The sequence below is a fragment of the Pseudomonas mosselii genome (assembly GCF_005796105.1).
Taxonomy (GTDB): domain Bacteria; phylum Pseudomonadota; class Gammaproteobacteria; order Pseudomonadales; family Pseudomonadaceae; genus Aquipseudomonas; species Aquipseudomonas mosselii_C.
The window spans coordinates 552088-567915 of record NZ_VAUO01000002.1 but is presented as its reverse complement, the minus strand read 5'-3'; the positions used below and the strand labels follow the sequence as shown (position 1 = coordinate 567915).

Below are 15828 nucleotides of genomic sequence, written 5' to 3'. Positions count from 1 at the left end.
TCCTCAGGCGTCGTCGTTGGCTTTGATCAGGCGGTCGTAGGCGTCCTGGTCGAGCAGGGCGGTCACTTCATTGGCATCGGCGGGGATGAAGCGGAAGAACCAACCTTCGCCCAGTGGGTCTTCGTTGACCTGCTCGGGGCTGTCGTTCAGGCCGTCGTTGACCGCGACCACTTCACCGTTCAGGGGCATGTAAACGCCGCTGGCGGCCTTGACCGACTCCACGGTGGAGGCTTCGGCGCCTTTGTCGTAATGCTGCAGTTCCGGCAGTTGCACGTAGACCACATCGCCCAAGGCGTTCTGGGCATAGGCGGTGATGCCCACGGTGACACTGCCGTCGGCTTCGACGCGCAGCCATTCGTGATCTTCGGTGAAACGCAACTCGCTCATGGGAAATCCTCGGGATGCAGGGCGTGTGGCGCGGTTGCGCCGCGCGCTTGGTTCGGATTTCTCTAGCAAGAACGTGGCCAGCCTTATTAATTCCTTTTAAATCAGACAGTTAACGTTTTTTTCGGGCGGGCGTGATTTTGTTTTGGAACGAAATCGCTACAGATGATGCAGGGACAAAAAAAGATGGGGGATCAAACCCTTGCGCAGGCGCCTGCATACGCGCATGTATTGATTTCGATACGGTGTATTTAAATCAATACATATGCGAGGGCAAAACGCTCAGTCGTGAGTTAATTGGTTGAAAGAAATAGAGGCCGTTATCAGGAATAAAAAGGCAGGCTCACTCACGATCAGTGATCCTGCCCCAGGCTACTTCTGAATCGGTACCAAAAGGTCAAAGCTGAAACTTGGCCACCAGCAAGTTGAACGATGTGGCCAGACGCGAAAGCTCCTGACTCGATGCACTGGTCTGGTTGGCACCCGCTGCGCTTTGGGTCGAGAGGTCCTGGATGTTCAGCAGGTTACGGTCCACTTCGCGAGCTACCTGGGCCTGCTCTTCGGACGCCGAAGCAATCACCAGATTGCGCTCGTTGATGGTCGCGACACCCTCGGTAATCTTGACTAGCGCCGAACCTGCACGCTCTGCCTGCTCCTGAGTCTGGGTGGCCAGCAACAGGCTCTTGCCCATGGCCGCAACGGCATCGTCGGCACCGGCCTGGACAGAACCGATCATGTCTTCGACTTCTACAGTCGACGCCTGGGTACGATGGGCCAGGGCCCTTACCTCATCGGCCACCACGGCAAAACCGCGTCCCTGCTCACCAGCACGGGCCGCTTCAATGGCCGCGTTCAGCGCCAGCAGGTTGGTCTGTTCGGCGATGCTGCGTATCACTTCCAGCACCTTGCTGATATCCCGCACATTACCGGCCAGTTGCGCAACCGCCTCGGTCGACTGGGTTATCCCATCGACCATGGTCGTGATGCCCTTGACGGTCTGCTCCACCTGGCCACGACCTTGAACTGCATCGTTGGTAGCGGTTTTCGAGGCTTCGGAGGTCGAAACGGCATTGCGCGCGACTTCCTCCACCGCGGCGGTCATCTGATTGACGGCCGTGGCAGCCTGCTGGATCTCGTCATTCTGGCGCGTCAACCCGCGCGTGCTTTCGTCGGTGACAGCGCTCAGCTCCTCGGCAGCCGAAGCCAATTGTCCCGAAGCACTGGCGATTTCCTGAATGGTGTACTTGAGACCGCCCTGCATATCGGACAGCGCATTGAGCAGTTGGCCTGCTTCGTCACCACGCTCGGAAACGATCGATTGAGTCAGGTCGCCCTTGGCGATGCGCTGGGCACTGGCCACAGCAATGGCCAGGGGACCGGTAATCATCCGGGTAATCAGGATGCCCAGGATGATGGCGACGATAAACGCGATAATCACGCCCGTTGCCAGTATCACAACGGAACTGGACTTGAGTTCGGCAGCTGCAATCGCGCCTTCCTTGATCTGGCGATTGTTGGAGTCGATCATGACCCGCAACAGGCTGCGGGCCTTGGCGAAGTCCTCGCTAGCGAGCAGGTTGAGGCGATTGCGTGCCTCGGTTAGATCACCTGCCGCCATGAGTTCTGCGACCTTGCTGGCACCTGCGATGTAGCCAGGAATGAGCTTCTCGAATTCATCTCCGGCAGCTCGCTCATCCTCCTCCAGAGGTGTTGCGCGATACGTTGCAAACACCTGCTGCATCCGCTCCAGGTCTGACGCGACTGCCAAGCTAAGCCGCTGCTTGTCTGCCTCCGAGACACCACCATCGCGTGCATCGAGCAATCGGTAAAGCCCGCGGTTGTGGGCCGTCAGGCTGGTCAGGGTTTCACTGGTGTTGGACACCGAAACCAGATTGTTGGAAAAGGTCAACGCCAGCGCATCGGCCAATCGACTGATGCCCACCATACCCAGGCTGCCTACAGCCAGGGTAATCAGGGCACAGAAGGTAAAAGCCGCCAGCAACTTGGTGGAAAACTTGGACTGATTCAGAATATTCATGTCGCGAACTCGCAGGCAAGGGAGGGACCCGGATGAAGAAAATTTCAGGAAGCGCTCCTGTGACATCAAATGGCCTTCATTAATTCGCAAAAATTTCACACATTCTGATTGCTTCTGCGTTTTCTGCCTGTGCTAGGTGGATCAGGCTGCGCCGAAGAGCGGTGAGGCAAGCGCGGCCAGGCCCCGCAGCTTGAGCGACATCAGTGCGATCGTCAGGAACAGCGACAGGCTGACATTGCTCAGTACCAAGACCTCGCGTTCGAACAAGTAGTACACGCCAAAGGCAGAAACGCCATTGCGCAGCACGACGCTGGCGGACAGCACGCAAACGAATGTCGGCAGTTCGAATGCAGGCCATTGAGCTGGGGCCCGAGCAATAGGCTGACGGCAATCAGCGCCAACGTTTCGATAAAGGAAAACGGCGTGATCAGCCGCTCAGCAGCCCCATCAGTGAATCCAGTTCCAGCGCCGTGGCTTGGCCGATGCCCATGGCGTTCTGCATCGGCAGCAGCTCGGTCACTGCGACCAGGAAGGTGAAGACCGCGCTCACGTCGATGGTGGCGAAGAAGGCCAGTACCAACTGGTATGTTTTTTTGTGCGGGTATTGTCAAATTTCAATAATCTTAAAGAATCAACTGGTTTCTGTGTAGGCTTTTTCTCTTTTCTGGATTAGTTATCCCTGTCTTAGCGCGATGTATATATTCTTGTCGTGTCAGTGTGCATGAGAAATCCTGCCATCTGGAGCGCCTTTATCTTCTTCGTTCAGAGTTCGAGTTGGCCGTGCGCATGCCCTGATTGGTGTTTGTATATTAGTGTTGGGCAAGCATTTAAGTTGCAAAATCAAGGCATGTCGCGCGAATCCATAAGTTGGACTTGAGGGGGAGTTTATGTCCAGGAAACGCCGGCAAGTATATCTGCCACCCACATATGTAGGTGCGCAACCTCCACCTGGTCCCGGCTCAGGCCCTGCTCTGGTCTGGCCTGCGGGTGATTTGGGGCCGAGAGAGCTTGACATGTTTTATATGAACTTGACCCGCGGACTGATCAGCATTCAGGGCGCGGCCTTGGACGAGTACAACAAGAAACTATCAACGCTGGGGGTAGATCTGGACTCGGAAATAGCGCGAATTCAAAAGCTGGAACTCAGCAGCTCGAAACCAGTTGAGATGATGAAGTCGGGTGTGAGGGTACGCGCCCGCCTGATTGAGCTCAAACGATCGGACATGGACAAGCAGCGGGCGGAGGCAGCGCGCTTTTATGGGGTCAGCCCATTCGACAAAGAGCTGCGGCATTTCATCCCCTTCGTTAACAGCAAGAAATATAAAGGCACTGATCCACTACGAGAGTTCGGCACCTCTTGGCATGCCGCTTATCAGGTGAAGCTGAGAGAGGCTGAGATAGCAAGGCTTGAAGAGCAGATATCGGTGCTTGAGCAAAAGATCCAGCAGGCCGAGATCGAGTCACTTGAGGAGAACGCCCGGCAAGCCATTCGTGCTGCCAACACATACAGGCACGCCCTGTCTGTAGCCTCTATCGCACCACTGATCGTTGCCGCCGCAGGCGCATCGGTAGCGGTGCAGACGGCTGCGCTTAGGGGCTCGATCCGCGCAGGCATTGCGGGCTTGGGCGGTAGCTTGGCGGCACCTCTTGTCGCAGGTGTCGCGGCGCTGTTGTACCCATCCAGCCTTGGCAACGGTGAGCGGCAGGAAAAGTACCTGCTAAGCATGCCGCTGGCGGACCTGAAGCTTGAACTCGACGGCCCGGCTCAGGCTGCCGCTTTGGTCCGGGGAGCGGTTGACCTGCCGTTGCGGATGGGTTTCAGGAGCGAAGTCGATGGTCAGGCCGAGCTGTTCGTTACGCAGTTCGCCGGGTTCAGTCCGAGCGTAAGGGTATTGGCTGCGCAGTTCGATGCCGGGATTGGGGGCTACAGTGTAGCGGTCGGTGATGATGTTTCCAGTACTCTGGTGTGGACGCCGGCTGTCACGCCACCAGGCAATTCGAACACCTCGCCGGTAACGCCGCCTTCGCCGAGCGTTCTCGCAGGCCCGACGCTTGAGGCCATTGAAGGGCGGCTGGATGAGTATCCGGAGCTTGCGGATGTCGGGTTCGATGATTACGTCATCATCTTCCCGGCGGATTCGGGGTTGCCGCCGCTTTATGTGGTGTTCAAGAATCTCCGGTATTTACCGGGAGTTGGGAGTGGTAACGGCTCGGTAGTCGATGGCACATATTTAGTGGAGGGGAATGAAAAGGGGGCTGGCGTTCCTGTTCAAATTGCCAATAATTTGCGGGGGCGTAGATTCAGTAGTTTCAATTCGTTCAGAAAGGCATTTTGGCGATTGGTTGCTGAGGATCCAGTGCTGTCTCTTCAGTTTGATCGATTGGCGCTTGCGTCGATGAAGGCAGGGTTGGCACCGCCTGCGCCAAAGAGCGAATGGGTGGGGGAAAGAGGGAAATATGAGATACACCATGAAGTAAGAATCTCAGACGGTGGTGCGGTCTATGATGTAGATAATCTAGTAATATTATCTCCAAAATTCCATTTATTGAAACATAAAGGGAGCAAAGGCTTATGAGGTCTACGATATCAGATTATACTGAAGGGGAATTTCTGGAGTTTCTGAAAGGTATCTATTATGTGGATGCGCAGCTTTATCCGACGGAAAAGTTACACACCAGAGCACTGCTTGAATTTGAGCGCCTGGTGGAGCACCCGCTAGGGGCTGACTTGATCTGCTTTCCCACCAAAAATGGTATCAAGGATTCTCCAGAGGAATTCATCAGGGTCATCAAGGAATGGCGTGCCGAGCAAGGATTGCCGGGGTTTCGAAATGCCTGAAAAGTTTCTTTCTACCCTGGCGGGTGACGCATTGTTTAACCTGGAGTAAATCCAGCTGGTCTGAGTGAGAGGCCGTTTTTCAATTTGCCTGAAAATCCAGCCGGAGCAGTGTTTCATGTTAATCACTGCTCCGGTTCAGGTTGCATTTACATTCCAACCTACGAGGCCATCAGTCAACGGGTATCGTTCAGAGCGCGCCGAAGAACGGCAAGGCCAGGTACAGCTTGATCACGATGGCGTTGACGATGTCGATGAAGAACGCCCCGACCATTGGCACCACCAGAAAGGCGATCTGCGACGGCCCGTAGCGCTGGGTTACCGCCTGCATGTTGGCGATGGCCGTGGGGGTTGCGCCGAGCCCGAAGCCGCAGTGCCCGGCGGCCAGTACCGCCGCATCGTAGTTGCGGCCCATCACGCGGAAGGTCACGAACACCGCGAACAGCGCCATGATCAGCGTCTGCATCGCCAGCAGCATGAAGAACGGCACCGCCAGCGCGGCCAGGTCCCACAGCTTGAGCGACATCAGTGCGATTGCCAGGAACAGCGACAAGCTCACGTTGCCCAGCACAGACACCTCCCGTTCGAACACGTGATACACGCCGAAGGCGGAAAGGCCATTGCGCAGCAGCACGCCCACGAACAGGACGCAGACGAACGTCGGCAGCTCGAACGCGGTGCCTTTGAGCATGCCATTGAGCAGTGTGCCCAGCAGCAGGCTGACCGCGATCAGGGCCAAGGTCTCGATCAGCGAGAACGAGGTGATCAAACGCTCCTCGTTCGGCTGCTCGAAGCCTTTGGGCAATCTCTGCGCTGTTTGTTCGGTGATCGGTGCGTTGACGCGCTTGATCAGCAGGCGGGCGACCGGCCCGCCGATCAGCCCGCCCAGCACCAGGCCGAACGTCGCCGATGCCATCGCCAGTTCCGATGCCGAGGCCAGGCCGAACTTCTCGCTGAACGTCGCGCTCCACGCCGCCCCGGTGCCGTGGCCGCCGGCCAGCGTGATCGAGCCGGCGAGCAGGCCCATCAACGGATCGAGCCCCAGCGCCGTGGCCAGGCCGATGCCCATTGCGTTCTGCACCAGCAGCAGGCCGGTGACCACCAGCAGGAACAGGGCGACGATGCGCCCGCCTTGTTTCAGGCTGGTGAAGTCGGCGCTCAGGCCGATGGTGGCGAAGAACGCCAGCATCAGCGGTGTCTGTAGCGAGGTATCGAACTGCACCTGGAGGTCGAAGCCGCGCAGCGCCAGCAATGCCAGGGCGACCAGCAAGCCACCGGCGACGGGCTCGGGGATATTGTAGGCACGCAGGAAACCAACGCGTGCGACCAGGCGACGGCCCAGCAGTAACACCAGGGACGCGGCGACCAGGGTCCCGTAGAAATCGAGTTCAAGCATCAGGTGGGCTCTTTGTTGTATCGGAAAAGCGGGCGCATACCCGTGCGTGCCGGGTATGCGAAAGAGGGCCATTCTATGAGGGGCTTGTTTCTCGAAGGATTCGGAAAATTCTGAAAGTTAGGCGTACGGCCTGGCGTTGTGCACGCAGGTCGCGACCTGGGGCAAACGCTCGGAGTGCCCAGGTCGCAGCGTAATCAGGCACCATTGACCAACTGATACGCCAGCTGGTTGTGCCGCTCCAGCACCCTGGGCAAGTCGACCGTGGTGATACGCCCTTCCTGCACCACCACCCGCCCGTTGATCACGCTGGTGTGCACGTGGGTCGGGGTGCAGAACACCAAGGCCGCGAGGGGATCATGCAGTGCTCCGGCGTAGGCTACCTGGCCTAAATCGAAGGCGACGAAGTCGGCCACCATGCCAGGTGCCAGGGCGCCGATATCGTTGCGGTTAAGCACCTTGGCGCCCCCCAGGGTCGCCATCTCCAGGGCTTCGCGCGCGGTCATGGCATCAGGGCCGAAGCCGACCCGCTGCAGCAGCAGGGCCTGGCGCACCTCGCCGATCATGCTCGCGCCGTCGTTGGAGGCCGAGCCATCGACGCCCAAGCCTACTGGCACACCCTGCTCACGCATCTTGCGCACCGGGGCGATGCCCGAAGCCAGGCGCATGTTTGAGCAAGGGCAGTGGGCGACGCCGGTGCCGGTACGCGCGAACAGCTCGATGCCGTGCTGGTCGAGCTGTACGCAATGGGCATGCCAGACATCGTGGCCGACCCAGCCCAGGTCTTCGGCGTACTCTGCCGGGGTCATGCCGAATTTCTCGCGGCTGTAGGCGATATCGTTGACGTTTTCGGCCAGGTGGGTGTGCAGCGAAACACCGTACTGGCGCGCCAGCACGGCGGCTTCACGCATCAGGTCACGGCTCACCGAGAACGGCGAACAAGGGGCCACGACCACGCGCAGCATCGAGCCGTGGCGGGCGTCATGGTAATCCTCGATCAGGCGCTGCGACTCTTTGAGGATGTCGCTCTCCTTTTCCACCACCGCGTCCGGTGGCAGGCCGCCCTGGCTGCGGCCGACGCTCATGCTGCCGCGAGCGGCATGAAAGCGCATGCCGATTTCCTCGGCGGCATGAATGCTGTCGTCGAGCTTGCAGCCGTTGGGGTAGATGTACAGGTGGTCGCTGGAGGTGGTGCAGCCGGACAGTATCAGTTCGGCCATGGCGGTCTGGGTCGACACCGCGATCATCTCCGGAGTCAGGCGCGACCAGATCGGATACAGGTGGGTCAGCCAGTTGAACAGCTCGCCGTCCTGCGCCGCTGGCACCACGCGGGTGAGGCTCTGGTACATGTGGTGGTGGGTGTTGACTAGGCCAGGAATGACCACCTTGCCGGCCATGTCGAGGACCACGTCGGCCTGTTGCGGCAGGGTGTCGCTGGGGCCGACCTGTTTGATCAGGTTGTCTTCGATGTACAGGCCTGCTTGGCGGATTTCACGGCGTTCACCGTCCATGGTAACCAGCAGTTCGGCGTTCTTGACCAGGAGTGTCTTGGGCATGGGTGTTCCTCGCCCCCCAGGGGGCTGAAAGTGGGCTCGATGTCGTGCAGGCGCGGAGCGCGTGGGCGGGCAGCGGGTGCGATCAGTTCGACGGCGGGCGTGGCCAGCCGGCGAGGGGCGTGCAGCGGGTTGGACGATGGCGGCAGGGGACTGGCAAAAGGGTTCGCGCAGCGGCGATGGGATAGGGGTATAGCATGGCTTTAGCCTGTCGCAATACGCAGCGGCGAATGCCGGTGTCGTAGGCGAGGGGGATAATGTAAGCAGGGTTTTGGGTTTTTGTATACAACCGGCATTGTGTGCTTGTCGGCTTGTCTGACCAGCGAGAAGCACGTGATGTGATGGATGGCACCGGCTGCGCCGGTGTTCGCGGCTGAAGACGCTCTCACAGAACTGCACATAACTTGTTGATTTAGCAGGGACCTGTGGGAGCGTTGGATTCAGGCCTTGCGCAGTCATGTGGTGGCTTGCCCGCGAAGGGCTGCCCACAGCATTGCCCGCTGGCAGAGCATGCTTTCAGGCCTTCGCGCCAATCCCGTACTTGCGCAAGCGTTGGGCGATGGCGGTGTGCGAGGTCTGTAGGCGCCCGGCCAGCAGGCGCGTGGACGGATAGCTGGCATACAACCGCTGCAATAGCTCGCGTTCGAAATCCCCCACCGCCTGCTCCAGGCTCGCCACCTCGCCGTCCTGGCCACGGGCCACCGAGGTGCCGGCGATGTCCAGGTCGCCGATGTCCACCAGGTTGCCCTCGCAGATCGCGGCGGCGCGGAAGATCACGTTCTGCAACTGGCGCACGTTGCCCGGCCAGGGGTTGGCCAGCAGCGCCGAATGGGTTGCCGGGGTCAGTCGGCAGGCTGGGCGCTGGATTTGCGTGCAGGCTTGCTGCATGAAGTAGTGCGCCAGCATGAGGATGTCCTGGCCACGCTCGCGCAGCGGCGGCACCTGCAAGTTGAGCACGTTGAGGCGGTAGAACAGGTCTTCGCGGAACGTGCCTTCGGCGACCATGCGCTCCAGGTCGCGGTGGGTGGCGCTGATGATCCGCACATCGACCTTCACCTCACGGTCGCCACCGACTCGACGAAAGCTGCCGTCGCTCAGAAAACGCAGCAGCTTGGCTTGCAGGTAAGGCGACATTTCGCCGATTTCGTCGAGAAACACCGTGCCTTGGTTGGCCAGTTCCATCAGCCCCGGCTTACCGCCGCGCTGGGCACCGGTGAAGGCGCCGGGGGCGTAGCCGAACAGTTCGCTCTCGGCCAGGCTTTCGGGCAGGGCAGCGCAGTTCAGGGCCAGGAACGGTGCGCCCTGGCGGCTGCTGATGGCATGGCAGGCGCGGGCCACCAGCTCCTTGCCGGTACCGGTTTCGCCGTGCACCAGCAGCGGCGCGTCGAGTGCTGCCACGCGCAGGGCGCGTGCCTTGAGGGTGCGAATCGCCGGGGAGTCGCCAAGCAGGGCATCGAAGCCTTCGGCATGGTCGTGGTGCAGCGCCGAGAGGCGTTCGCCCATGCGCTTGGGAGGGTACAGCGTCAGCAGGCCGCCGGCGTTGGTGATCGGCGTTGCGTCCAGCAGCAGGCTCTGGCCATTGAGCTGCATCTCACGCATGGGCAGGTGGAAGTTGTTGTCACGCAGGGTTTGCAGCAGTCCGGGGTCGCCGAACAGCTCATCGACCGAGCGCCCGGCCGACTCGCGTCCGCACAGGGCGATCAGCGCGGGGTTGGCCAGTAGCACCTTGCCGGCGCTGTCGACCGCCAGCACCGGGTCGCTCATGGCCGCCAGCAGGGCGTCGAGTTGCAGGTGACGGCGCTGCCCTGGGAGGATGTCGACGACCTCCACCGACTGCACGCCGCGCACCTCGAACAGCGCATCGTGCAGCTCTTCGAGCACGGCAGGGCTCAAGGTCGGGGCGTCGATGTAGACGTTCGGCGGCACCATTTCCACGGCATCGAGGTTGAGGTTGCGGGCACCGAGCAGCGCCAGGACTTCCTGGGTGATGCCGACGCGGTCGATGAAGCTGACGTGGATGCGCATGGACGAAGGCTATGGCCGTGAAGGTCGCCAGTATGCCTGGGTAGCGGTTCAAACCCAATCGCAGGACAAGACTGCCCCACGAGCGGCGTGAGCGCTGCGTGGGGTGCACTGATCACTGCAGATGTTCAGGCTTGATCGGGTCGCCCGACTTGACGTCCAGCTTGCTGCGAATGTCTTCGAACATGTGGTCATACAGCTTGTGCGGCGAGGCCAGGCTCTCGAACTTCTTCGGCGGCGGCAGATAGGCCTGGGCCTTGCGGCTCAAGTGCATCAGAAAACTGGGCAACACCTGGTCCTTGGCCAGGAAGAAGTGTTCATCAACGTGCTTGCCCTCGATGCTGCCGTGCATGCGGAACTGGATGCCGCGGCCTTGCTGGGGGTCGGATGTGGCCTCGTACTCGATGTTCAGGTCGTAGCTGTGGTCGTGGTTGTTCAGCGCGGTGCGCATGATGTGGACATGCCCGGGATGATACTGGGCCATGGCGATTCCTCCGCAGGTTCAAAGGGCCGGTGTCGAGCACCGGCGATGCGCATTCAACGGTAGCTTATGCCGGGGTTGGCGGTGCTGACACGGGTGCCGGCAGTGCCCTTGACGATGTCCTGGATGTTCTCCAGCGAGCTGATCACCGCCACCTTGCCGGTGTGGCGGGCAAAGTCGCAGGCCGCTTGTACCTTCGGCCCCATGGAGCCAGCAGCGAAGCCGAGTTTTTCCAGTTCGTCAGGATGGGCCTGGGCGATGGCCTGTTGGGTCGGCTTGCCGAAGTCAATGTACGCGGCATCGACGTCAGTGGCGATTATCAGAAGGTCGGCATCGAGCTGTTCGGCCAGCAGGGCCGAGCACAGGTCTTTGTCGATCACTGCCTCGACACCCTTGAGCTTGCGGTTTTCGTCATACATCGTGGGGATGCCACCGCCACCTGCGCAAATCACGATGCTGCTTTTTTCCAGCAGCCACTGGATCGGGCGGATCTCGAAAATCCGCTTGGGTTTGGGGCTGGCCACCACGCGGCGGTACTTGGCGCCGTCGGGCTTGACCACCCAGCCTTTTTCCTTGGCCAGGCGCTCGGCTTCATCCTGGGTGTAGACCGGGCCGATGAATTTGCTCGGGTCCTTGAAGGCGGGATCGTTTGCGTCCACTTCCACTTGCGTCAGCAGGGTGGCGAAGGGCACCTCGAAGTCCAGCAGGTTGCCCAGTTCCTGTTCGATCATGTAGCCGATCATGCCTTCGGTTTCGGCGCCCAGCACATCCAGCGGATAGGCCTCGTCGGGCTTGTAGGCCAGGCCTTGGAGCGACAGCAGGCCGACCTGTGGGCCGTTGCCGTGGGCGATCACCAGCTCGTTGCCGGGGTGGATCTTGGCGATCTGTTCGGCGGCGGTGCGGATATTGGCGCGCTGGTTGGCGGCGGTCAGTGGTTCGCCGCGACGCAGCAGGGCGTTGCCGCCCAATGCAACAACGATACGCATGGGGAATGTCCTTGTTGGGGCAAGCTGCGAGCTGGAGGCTTCAAGCGTCGAGCTTCAAGCTTCAAGCAAGAGCAGGCCGGCGCAGGGCTCGCTTTTTCTTGCAGCTTGCAGCTCACAGCTCACAACTTGCCGCTTTCAGTTAAAGGTCAGCCAGCGTCGAAACCAGGATCGCCTTGATCGTGTGCATGCGGTTTTCCGCTTGCTCGAAAGCGATGCAGGCCGGCGACTCGAACACGTCGTCGGTCACCTCGATGCCGTTGGCCAGGTCCGGGTACTGCTCGGCGATCTGCTTGCCGACCTTGGTCTCGGCGTTGTGGAATGCCGGCAGGCAGTGCATGAACTTGGTGCGCGGGTTGCCGCTGGCCTTCATCAGCTCCTTGTTCACCTGATACGGCTTGAGCAGCTTGATGCGCTCGCCCCAGGCCTCGATCGGCTCACCCATCGACACCCAGACATCGGTGTGGATGAAGTCCACACCCTTGACCGCTGCACGCGGATCCTCGGTCAGAGTGATGCGCGCGCCACTTTCCTCGGCGTATTTCTGGCAGCGTTGTACCAAGTCATCATGTGGCCACAGATCCTTGGGCGCGGCGATGCGCACGTCCATGCCCAGCTTGGCGCCGATCAGCAGCAGCGAATTGCCCATGTTGTTGCGTGCATCGCCCAGGTAGGCGTAGCTGATGTCGTGCAGCGGCTTGTCGCTGTGCTCGCGCATGGTCAGCACGTCAGCGATCATCTGCGTGGGGTGGTACTCGTCGGTCAGGCCGTTGAACACCGGCACCCCGGCGAACTTGGCCAACTCCTCTACGATCTCCTGCTTGAAGCCGCGATACTCGATGGCATCGTACATGCGCCCGAGCACCCGCGCGGTGTCCTTCATGCTCTCCTTGTGACCGATCTGCGAGGAGTTCGGGTCGATGTAGGTCACGTTGGCGCCCTGATCGTACGCGGCGACCTCGAAGGCGCAGCGGGTACGGGTGGAGGTCTTCTCGAAGATCAGCGCGATGTTGTTGCCTTTGAGGTGCTGCTGCTCGGTGCCGGTGTACTTGGCGCGCTTGAGGTCGCGGGACAGGTCCAGCAGGTACTTCAGCTCGCGGGTGCTGTGGTGTTCGAGGCTTAGCAGGTTGCGGTTGTGGATGTTGAACGCCATGACGGTTCTCCTTGGATTCGGTGAGGTGCCCGGCCGCTACCGGGTGGGTGCCGCCGGGGGACGATGGGCGTTGTTTTTAGTAGTCGATAGGGTCGCGTATGATCGGGCAGGTCATGCAGTGGCCGCCGCCCCGGCCCCGGCCCAGTTCGCCGGCGCTGATCGTGATGACCTCTATTCCGGCTTTGCGCAGCAGGGTGTTGGTGTAGGTGTTGCGGTCGTAGCCGATGACCACGCCGGGCTCCAGGGCTACCACGTTGTTGCCGTCATCCCATTGTTCGCGTTCGGCAGCGAAGCTGTTGCCGCCGGTCTCCACCACCCGCAGCTTGACCCCCAACTGCTCGCCCACCACGTCGATGAACGACTTGTTGATGCGGCGTACATCCATGCCGTAGGGCTTGCTTTCGTCCGGGCGGATGATGAACGGCACGATCTCGTTGACCACCTCGGGGAAGACCGTGACCAGGTCGCGGTCGCAGAAGCTGAACACAGTGTCCAGGTGCATCGCTGCACGGGATTTGGGCAGGCCGGCGACGATGACCTCCTTGACTGCCCCCTTGGCGAACAGGTTGCGCGCCAGCTGGCCGATGGCTTGGCGCGAGCTGCGCTCGCCCATGCCGATCAACACGATGCCATTGCCGATCGGCATCACGTCGCCGCCTTCGAGAGTGGACTGGCCATGCTCCTTGTCCGGGTCGCCGTACCACACCTGGAAGTCTGCTTCGGTGAACTGCTTGTGGAACCTGTAGATGGCCGTCGTCAGCAAGGTTTCCTGGCGGCGCGCCGGCCAGTACATCGGATTGAGCGTCACGCCGCCGTAGATCCAGCAGGTGGTGTCGCGGGTGAACTGGGTGTTGGGCAGCGGCGGTAGGATGAAGCTGGAGTGGCCCAGGTAGTCGTTGTACATCCTGACCACCTCGGCGCCTTCGCTCTGCGGCAGGTCCTGGCCGGCCACGCCGCCGACCAGGAACTCGGCCAGCTTGCGTGGTTCGAGGCCTTCGAGCCAGCTGCGCACTTCGTTTTTCAGGCCCACACCGACGGTGTCATCGGTGATCTTGCGGTCGAGGATCCACTTCAGGGCCTCGGGCTGCTGGACGATGTCTGTAAGGAGGTTGTGCATCTCCAGCACATCCACGCCGCGCTCGCGCATCTTGGTGACGAAGTCGAAGTGGTCGCGCTTGGCCTGGTCAACCCAGATCACATCGTCGAACAGCAGTTCGTCGCAGTTGCTTGGGGTTAGGCGTTTATGCGCAAGGCCTGGGGCGCATACCATCACTTTGCGCAGCTTGCCGGCTTCGGAGTGGACACCGTATCGCGGTTTCTCAAGGGGCATGGTCGATTCCTCCAGTGAGCTTGGGTCAGAGGGTCAGGAAGCCGTCGTAGAGGCCATAGGCAGCCACCAGGGCGCCCACCACCACAGCGGCGAAGATCAGTTTTTCGAGGCGCGTGAAGATCGGCTTGCCGACTTCGCGCTTGGCTTTGGCGAACAGGATTGCGCCGGGGGCGTAGAGCAGCGCCGAGAGCAGCAGGTATTTCACGCCCCCCGCGTACAACAGCCAGATGGCGTAGAGCAGGGCGATGCCGCCGATGAGCAGGTCTTTCTTGCGCTCGGCCAAGGCTTGCTCGTACGTCTCGCTGCGCCAGGCGAGCAGGAAGGCATAGGCCGCCGACCACAGGTAGGGCACCAGAATCATCGAGGTGGCGAGGTAGATCAGCGACAGGTAGGTGCTGTTGGAGAACAGCGTGATCACCAGGAAAATCTGCACCATCGCGTTGGTCAGCCACAGCGCGTTGGCCGGCACCTGGTTGGCGTTCTCGCGGCGCAGGAACTCCGGCATGGTGTGGTCCTTGGCGGCGGCGAAGAGGATCTCGGCGCACAGCAGCACCCACGACAGCAGTGCCCCCAGCAGCGAGATGATCAGGCCTACGCTGATCAGCACTGCGCCCCAGTGACCCACCACATGTTCGAGCACCGCCGCCATCGAGGGGTTCTGCAGCTTGGCCAGCTCCGGTTGGGTCATGACCCCCAGCGACAGCACGTTGACCAGCACCAGGAACAGCAGCACGGTGATGAACCCGATGACCGTGGCCTTGCCCACGTCAGCGCGTTTTTCCGCCCGCGACGAGAATATGCTCGCACCCTCGATGCCGATGAACACCCAGACGGTGACCAGCATCATGTTGCGCACCTGATTCATCACGCTGCCCAGCTCCGGTGTGCCCAGCGCCCAGATGTCGGCGCTGAACACATCGAGCCTGAACGCGAACAGGCAGATCAGGGCGAACAGCAGCAGCGGCACGACCTTGGCCACGGTGGTCACCAGGTTGATGAACGCCGCTTCCTTGATACCGCGCAGTACCAGAACATGCACTGCCCACAGCAGCAGCGACGCGCCGATCACCGCAGCGGGCGTGTTGCCTTCGCCGAACACCGGGAAGAAGTAACCCAGGGTGCTGAACAGCAGGACGAAATACCCCACGTTGCCCAGCCACGCGCTGATCCAGTAGCCCCAGGCCGAGGAGAAGCCCATGTAGTCGCCGAAACCGGCCTTGGCGTAGGCGTACACCCCACCGTCCAGATCGGGCTTGCGGTTGGCCAGGGTCTGGAACACGAAGGCCAGGGTGAGCATGCCCACCGCAGTGATGGCCCAGCCGATCAGCACGGCGCCGACACCCGCACTGGCGGCCATGTTTTGTGGTAGCGAAAAGATCCCGCCACCAATCATCGAACCCACCACAAGTGCGACCAGCGCACCCAGTTTGAGTTTTCCGGGAGAATCAGACATTTATCGACTCCGTGCCAGGAGAAAGTTGACATCAGATTAAATCTGACGCCTTGTCCATTCGCTGATATGGATCAGTTCATGGCCATATGAAGGGGTGGAAATATCCCTTCACGACCCTCCTGGAGGATACCGACAGCTCTACCGCAGGCCTTGTGTGCTGGCACCTCCATGCCTTTCGGGGGCGGCCCCCGGATTGCCTGCG

12 protein-coding genes and 1 pseudogene are annotated in these 15828 nt (G+C 60.8%); 2 read left to right on the top strand and 11 right to left on the bottom strand.

The features are described 5' to 3' along the window. Positions 1-3 precede the first annotated feature (3 nt). The 3 genes and pseudogenes from gcvH to FEM01_RS07530 all read right to left on the bottom strand — a co-directional run. On the bottom strand, positions 4-387 hold the full coding sequence (gene gcvH, locus FEM01_RS07540) for a glycine cleavage system protein GcvH (RefSeq protein ID WP_138218807.1): 384 nt from the start codon (positions 385-387) through the stop codon (positions 4-6). A 394-nt stretch (positions 388-781) separates the two neighbouring features. Continuing rightward, a complete protein-coding gene (locus FEM01_RS07535; protein ID WP_138219112.1) occupies positions 782-2422 on the bottom strand; it encodes a methyl-accepting chemotaxis protein in 1641 nt (546 codons plus the stop codon). Between the two features lie 153 nt (positions 2423-2575). After that, positions 2576-3002: pseudogene (locus FEM01_RS07530) on the bottom strand (sodium/glutamate symporter); the annotation flags it as partial. Between the two features lie 433 nt (positions 3003-3435). Here FEM01_RS07530 and FEM01_RS07525 point away from each other — a divergent pair. After that, positions 3436-4998, top strand: coding sequence for an S-type pyocin domain-containing protein (locus FEM01_RS07525; RefSeq protein ID WP_171030918.1), 1563 nt, complete (start codon positions 3436-3438; stop codon positions 4996-4998). Further along, positions 4995-5261, top strand: coding sequence for a bacteriocin immunity protein (locus FEM01_RS07520; protein WP_138218805.1), 267 nt, complete (start codon positions 4995-4997; stop codon positions 5259-5261). The genes FEM01_RS07525 and FEM01_RS07520 overlap by 4 nt, the downstream gene beginning before the upstream one ends. 187 nt (positions 5262-5448) lie before the next feature. Here the strand turns inward: FEM01_RS07520 and gltS are convergent, their stop codons facing one another. The 8 genes from gltS to arcD all read right to left on the bottom strand — a co-directional run bounded on the left by gltS (position 5449) and on the right by arcD (position 15626). Continuing rightward, complete coding sequence (gene gltS, locus FEM01_RS07515) at positions 5449-6654, bottom strand: sodium/glutamate symporter (protein WP_138218804.1); 1206 nt, start codon at positions 6652-6654, stop codon at positions 5449-5451. 194 nt (positions 6655-6848) lie between these two features. Beyond that, the gene (locus FEM01_RS07510) at positions 6849-8207 is read right to left on the bottom strand and encodes an 8-oxoguanine deaminase (protein WP_138218803.1); all 1359 of its coding nucleotides are present in this window, start codon (positions 8205-8207) and stop codon (positions 6849-6851) included. A gap of 513 nt (positions 8208-8720) precedes the next feature. Then, positions 8721-10229, bottom strand: coding sequence for a sigma-54-dependent transcriptional regulator (locus FEM01_RS07505; protein WP_138218802.1), 1509 nt, complete (start codon positions 10227-10229; stop codon positions 8721-8723). A 112-nt stretch (positions 10230-10341) separates the two neighbouring features. Continuing rightward, entirely contained in the window at positions 10342-10710 is a 369-nt protein-coding gene (locus FEM01_RS07500; RefSeq protein WP_138218801.1) for a DUF5064 family protein, read from the bottom strand. 53 nt (positions 10711-10763) lie between these two features. Continuing rightward, the gene (arcC, locus tag FEM01_RS07495; RefSeq protein WP_138218800.1) at positions 10764-11693 is read right to left on the bottom strand and encodes a carbamate kinase; all 930 of its coding nucleotides are present in this window, start codon (positions 11691-11693) and stop codon (positions 10764-10766) included. A gap of 139 nt (positions 11694-11832) precedes the next feature. Beyond that, positions 11833-12843 carry an ornithine carbamoyltransferase gene (locus FEM01_RS07490; protein WP_138218799.1) on the bottom strand — a complete coding sequence of 337 codons (1011 nt, stop codon included), beginning with the start codon at positions 12841-12843 and terminating at the stop codon, positions 11833-11835. 76 nt (positions 12844-12919) lie between these two features. Beyond that, positions 12920-14173 carry an arginine deiminase gene (gene arcA, locus FEM01_RS07485; RefSeq protein ID WP_138218798.1) on the bottom strand — a complete coding sequence of 418 codons (1254 nt, stop codon included), beginning with the start codon at positions 14171-14173 and terminating at the stop codon, positions 12920-12922. Positions 14174-14198: 25 nt separating this feature from the next. Further along, on the bottom strand, positions 14199-15626 hold the full coding sequence (gene arcD, locus FEM01_RS07480) for an arginine-ornithine antiporter (RefSeq protein WP_138218797.1): 1428 nt from the start codon (positions 15624-15626) through the stop codon (positions 14199-14201). Between the last annotated feature and the right edge of the window lie 202 nt (positions 15627-15828).

Coding starts and splice junctions, on each gene's coding strand:
- FEM01_RS07505 (WP_138218802.1), bottom strand. CDS start 10,229: ATGCGCATCCACGTCAGCTTCATCGACCGCGTCGGCATCACCCAGGAA.
- arcA (WP_138218798.1), bottom strand. CDS start 14,173: ATGCCCCTTGAGAAACCGCGATACGGTGTCCACTCCGAAGCCGGCAAG.
- arcD (WP_138218797.1), bottom strand. CDS start 15,626: ATGTCTGATTCTCCCGGAAAACTCAAACTGGGTGCGCTGGTCGCACTT.
- gcvH (WP_138218807.1), bottom strand. CDS start 387: ATGAGCGAGTTGCGTTTCACCGAAGATCACGAATGGCTGCGCGTCGAA.
- FEM01_RS07500 (WP_138218801.1), bottom strand. CDS start 10,710: ATGGCCCAGTATCATCCCGGGCATGTCCACATCATGCGCACCGCGCTG.
- FEM01_RS07490 (WP_138218799.1), bottom strand. CDS start 12,843: ATGGCGTTCAACATCCACAACCGCAACCTGCTAAGCCTCGAACACCAC.
- arcC (WP_138218800.1), bottom strand. CDS start 11,693: ATGCGTATCGTTGTTGCATTGGGCGGCAACGCCCTGCTGCGTCGCGGC.
- FEM01_RS07525 (WP_171030918.1), top strand. CDS start 3,436: ATGTTTTATATGAACTTGACCCGCGGACTGATCAGCATTCAGGGCGCG.
- gltS (WP_138218804.1), bottom strand. CDS start 6,654: ATGCTTGAACTCGATTTCTACGGGACCCTGGTCGCCGCGTCCCTGGTG.
- FEM01_RS07510 (WP_138218803.1), bottom strand. CDS start 8,207: ATGCCCAAGACACTCCTGGTCAAGAACGCCGAACTGCTGGTTACCATG.
- FEM01_RS07535 (WP_138219112.1), bottom strand. CDS start 2,422: ATGAATATTCTGAATCAGTCCAAGTTTTCCACCAAGTTGCTGGCGGCT.
- FEM01_RS07520 (WP_138218805.1), top strand. CDS start 4,995: ATGAGGTCTACGATATCAGATTATACTGAAGGGGAATTTCTGGAGTTT.